The sequence below is a fragment of the Psychromonas sp. genome, assembly GCF_047632955.1.
Taxonomy (GTDB): domain Bacteria; phylum Pseudomonadota; class Gammaproteobacteria; order Enterobacterales; family Psychromonadaceae; genus Psychromonas.
On the sequence record NZ_JBLIED010000089.1, the window covers coordinates 1 to 4,394 of the forward strand.

At 40.0% G+C, this 4,394-nt stretch carries 7 protein-coding genes; 6 read left to right on the plus strand and 1 reads right to left on the minus strand.

Annotated features, from left to right (window positions below):
• From ACJAZP_RS19900 to ACJAZP_RS19925, 6 genes are all read left to right on the plus strand, one after another.
• On the plus strand, nt 1–266 hold a 266-nt coding region (locus ACJAZP_RS19900), incomplete at its 5' end, for a zinc-binding dehydrogenase (protein ID WP_415232481.1).
• A gap of 90 nt (nt 267–356) precedes the next feature.
• Nucleotides 357–1,448 (plus strand): L-dopachrome tautomerase-related protein, encoded by a 1,092-nt coding sequence (locus ACJAZP_RS19905; protein WP_415232482.1) that lies wholly within the window; start codon nt 357–359, stop codon nt 1,446–1,448.
• 130 nt (nt 1,449–1,578) lie between these two features.
• Entirely contained in the window at nt 1,579–1,869 is a 291-nt protein-coding gene (locus tag ACJAZP_RS19910) for a putative quinol monooxygenase (protein WP_415232483.1), read from the plus strand.
• Nucleotides 1,870–2,088: 219 nt separating this feature from the next.
• A complete protein-coding gene (locus ACJAZP_RS19915; protein WP_415232484.1) occupies nt 2,089–2,601 on the plus strand; it encodes a thioredoxin family protein in 513 nt (170 codons plus the stop codon).
• A 274-nt stretch (nt 2,602–2,875) separates the two neighbouring features.
• Nucleotides 2,876–3,370, plus strand: a complete 495-nt coding sequence (locus tag ACJAZP_RS19920; RefSeq protein ID WP_415232485.1) for an NUDIX hydrolase — start codon at nt 2,876–2,878, stop codon at nt 3,368–3,370.
• Nucleotides 3,371–3,480: 110 nt separating this feature from the next.
• Nucleotides 3,481–4,095, plus strand: a complete 615-nt coding sequence (locus tag ACJAZP_RS19925) for a PolC-type DNA polymerase III (RefSeq protein ID WP_415232486.1) — start codon at nt 3,481–3,483, stop codon at nt 4,093–4,095.
• Between the two features lie 60 nt (nt 4,096–4,155).
• On the opposite strand, the gene ACJAZP_RS19930 is transcribed toward ACJAZP_RS19925, so the two are convergent.
• Nucleotides 4,156–4,347 (minus strand): hypothetical protein, encoded by a 192-nt coding sequence (locus ACJAZP_RS19930; protein WP_415232487.1) that lies wholly within the window; start codon nt 4,345–4,347, stop codon nt 4,156–4,158.
• Nucleotides 4,348–4,394 lie beyond the last annotated feature (47 nt).

Genomic DNA, 4,394 nt, shown 5'->3' on the forward strand with positions numbered 1-4,394 from the left:
CGCAGGCCTTGGATATCACCAAACTGAAGATGAAGAGTCTTTCACTGCATTGGGAGTTTATGTTTGCACGCTCAATGTTTAAGGCCGCAGATATGGATGAGCAGGGCCGCTTGCTAAACCGCGTAGCGGATTTAATTGACCAGGGTTATATCCAAACCACACTGGGTCAAAACCTCGGATCAATCAATGCTCAGAATCTACGCGCTGCTCACCAAGCTTTAGAAACAGGTCGTTCAATCGGTAAGATTGTTTTACAAGGTTTCTAAGCGAATTGAGCTTAGTGTTTAAAAAATTAGCGTTTTAAAAATAGGGTTAACACAAAAGCTGTTAATCCAAACAAATAAAGAGAAATACTGATGAAAATTGTAAAAACCTTATTGGCATTATCTACTGTGCTGTGTTTTAACGCCGCGACAGCCGCGACCAGCGATATTGAAGTGGTCGCAGAGCTGACCAATACCCGACCAGGTAATATAACCATCACACCTAATGGCCGGATGATCCTTTCGCAGCAACCTTTAGATGGCCCTGAATTGCGGGTCGTTGAGCTGATGGCAAACGGTACGTTACAACCATTTCCAACGCTTGACTGGGCAGATGGCCCAGAGAAAGGTGAAGTAGGATTTGCTGCCGTGATCGGCGTGCACACCACCCAAGAAGGTATCATCTGGATATTAGATATGGGAAGCGCAACCAGTCAGGCTAAACTCGTTGGCTGGGATAGTATTAAAAACAGCTTATTTAAAATCATTCCTATTGAAAAAAATGCTTTGCTCGCTAACTCTTTCCTGCAAGATTTTGCGATTGATGAACAGAGAAACAAGATTTACATTGCCGATACCACGCTGGGTAATCTTGCCGGCTTAACAAAACCTGCTTTTGTGGTCGTTGATTTAGAAACCGGTCAATCTCGACGTGTACTTGAAGCAAACGCTAAATTGATGCCGCCAAAGCACGATGTGGTTATTGATGGCTCATTACTGGGTGCATCACGCGAAGACGGCACAATTGATGCAATCTATTTAGGGTTAAATCCAATCGCTATCGACAGTCAAAACAACTGGGTTTACTTTGGTACGGTTAATGGCAGTGACTTATTCCGTATTCCGACCAGTGTACTGGCCGACGATAATGCCACGGATATAAAACTCGCAGCAAGCATTGAATTATTTGGACAAAAACGTCCGTCCGATGGCATCACCATTGATGATAAAGGCAATGTTTATACTGGCGACATTGAAAATTCAGCAGTAGGGATTGTCAATAAAGCGGGATATTCAGTATTAGCTCAAGATAAGACACTGCTTTCATGGCCCGATGGATTTGCTATTGATAACGGCTGGATATACATCACACAAAACCAGTTGCACCTTACAGCACCACTGAATGAAGGTGAGGCGCAGGGTACAAAACCTTATCATATTGTACGTATTAAATTACCTGAGTAACTTATTGTCTTAGGCGCTGTTGACCATTAGTGTACATTTTTTCAATAATTTGTATTTGAAAGGTCAATAGGCCCTCGTTACTGAGAAAACAGACTTAACTTAAGATTAACTGATAACAAGGAAATGATAAATGAGTACATTAACTATTGTTGCAAACATTATCGCTAAAGCAGATCAAGTTGATTTAATAAAATCCGAGCTTTTAAAGCTTATCGAGATCACCCTTGCTGAAGCAGGATGCGTCAATTACGATTTGCACCAGGACAATGAAAACCCAGCTCACTTTGTTTTTTATGAAAAATGGGAAACGCGTGATCTTTGGCAGGCACACATGGACGGAAAACACTTGCAAGACTTCGTGTCCAACACTAAAGGTGCGCTTGATCTGTTCACCGTTAACGAGATGACAAAAATATCTTGAATAATCTTAAAAATCGTCTTTAAGTGGGATGACGAGGCAGATTTTACCTTGATACCCTACACTTTTAAATAAGATCAGCGAGTGAATGACACTCATCTTATTTTTAAAGAGACGGCAACATAAATGGCTTCAGGGTAGATCTTGATATGTGTTAAGCGGCTCATGACGGTCGTCTTTTTATCACACTGAACACTTACTGAACAATAGAGGATTTCAACTATGCTACTGGATACGCCTATTTGTGATTTCGGCTGGAAAGCCCCGGATTTTACATTAAAAGATGCCAACGGCAAAAGTTTCACCATGAGTGAACACCTCGGAGAGAAAGGCTTATTAATTGTCTTTATCTGCAACCATTGTCCGTACGTTCAGCGCATTGGCCTGCAGCTGGCAGAAGATACAAAGTTATTGATGGCAGAAGGTATTAATGTACTGGCAATTATGTCCAACGATTATGAATATGTAACGGCCGACTCACCGGAGAACATGAAGCTATTTTCTAAACAATATGGTTTTACTTTCCCCTATCTAGTCGATAAAGAACAGTTAATTGGTAAGCAATATGGCGCGGTCTGTACGCCTGATTTTTTTGGTTTTAACAGTAAAGGCGAACTTCAATATCGCGGAAGATCTGATGAACTGGTCTATGCCATGCGTATGATAGCCAAAACAGGTCAGGGTCCGCAAAACCAAACTCCCAGCATGGGCTGCTCAATAAAATGGCGTGTATAAAAGACGCATGACTCTGGTGAAAATAATGCTCTAGAGGATGCACTTTTTTATATCTAGAAGATAAAAACATTAAAAATCGAAAAGGTAATGGTTAATAGCTTAGCAATTTTTTTTGTCCCGCTCTTATAAGGTAAGCAGGATTATTCGCGTATTTTATTAGCGAAGCTGAAATTAGTCTATATCTGGATGTGACCAGGATGCTAAGATGGGGCAGTTATAGGGCTTATATAAGCCTAATATAAAGAAGCTTTTATTTTTTTATCTTGGAGAATCCATGTTTTATTGCCCTCAATGCGGTTTAAAGTCACTTGAAACTATTTCCTCTAAAAAACTTTTTTGTGGCCAATGCCAGTTTACCTTTTTCCAGAACACAGCAGCTGCTGTGATGGTCGCAATCTGTTGTCAAGATGAACTGCTGGTTGCAACAAGAGGCAGAAACCCGGGGATAGGTATGTGGGATCTTCCCGGTGGTTTTGTTGACCCGGATGAATCACTTGAAAACGCCGTGGTGCGCGAATTGTATGAAGAATTAGACATTACGGTAACAGCTGCAAAATATATATTCTCCAACAGTAATACCTATTTGTATAAGGATGTGGAATATAAAACCTGTGATGCTTTCTTTGTGGTTGAATTAGATGAAAAGCCAACTGTTCAAGCGCAAGATGATGTTGCCGCTGTTGAGTGGGTAAAATTGGCAGACGTAGATATTACACGTTTTGCTTTCGAATCGGCCAAAAAAGCAGTGTTAAAATTACGTGAAAAATAGTAGCTGTTCATTATCTGCCTTTCTTTGTATTTAGCAGATTTCCACAAAAATAATAAAATAATAAAATAATTTTGTTATTTATTAATCGTCTTAGAAAGTGAAACCGTAAAATGTCTGATGCTAATAATATTGTCATATTTGATTTTGAAACAACAGGTTTATCGCCCAAAATGGGCGATAGGGCGATTGAAATAGGGGCAGTGCGGATCAAAAATGGTCTGTTGGTTGATCGGTTTCAGGCGCTAATGAACCCGGGTATGAGGATCAATTCTTTTATTGAAAACTTTACCGGCATAAGTAATAAAATGTTAGCGGAAGCTGAGCCCTGCGCGGTGGTGATGGATAGTTTTTGTGATTTTATCGGCTCTGATAATCTTGTTGCCCATAACGCCTCCTTTGATAAAAACTTTTTAGATGCTGAATTACACAGAATATCAAGGCGCTACCCTGGACAAATTAGTTGTTCAATGCTTTTAGCAAGAAGACTACTGCGGGATGCACCTAATCATAAATTAGGGACTTTGGTTGATTATTTAAATATTCAAACCGAGGGAGGGTATCACCGTGCTTTATTCGATTCAGAAATGACAGCCAAAGTGTGGTTGACCATGATTAATAAAATTCAGCAGCGTTATAACATGGCAAGGGTTCCTTTTGCATTAGTACAAAAATTATGTAAAACCCCCGCTGCGTCTGCGCATCGGACGCTTACAAATTGGAAATGATTTATCCTCAACCAAACTGACATGACAAATCCAACTCATTTAATTTGAACCATAAAATATTTACCTGCGGGATTGTTTATCATCGGAGACCCTCTGTTCAGTGAGTGTCTCATTACACTGAACGTTTTCTTTATTGGCTTTTTGAGCCCTTTTTTCACGTAATGCCTCGACCAATTTCTGGTTTAATTTAGCAAAATAAATATTTTCTTCCGCTTTTCCCCGAAGGTTAATTTTTTCAATAAAGTCACTCATAATGAACCCCCATCGCCAAACCTATTATAAGTTTAGCTTATCTAACC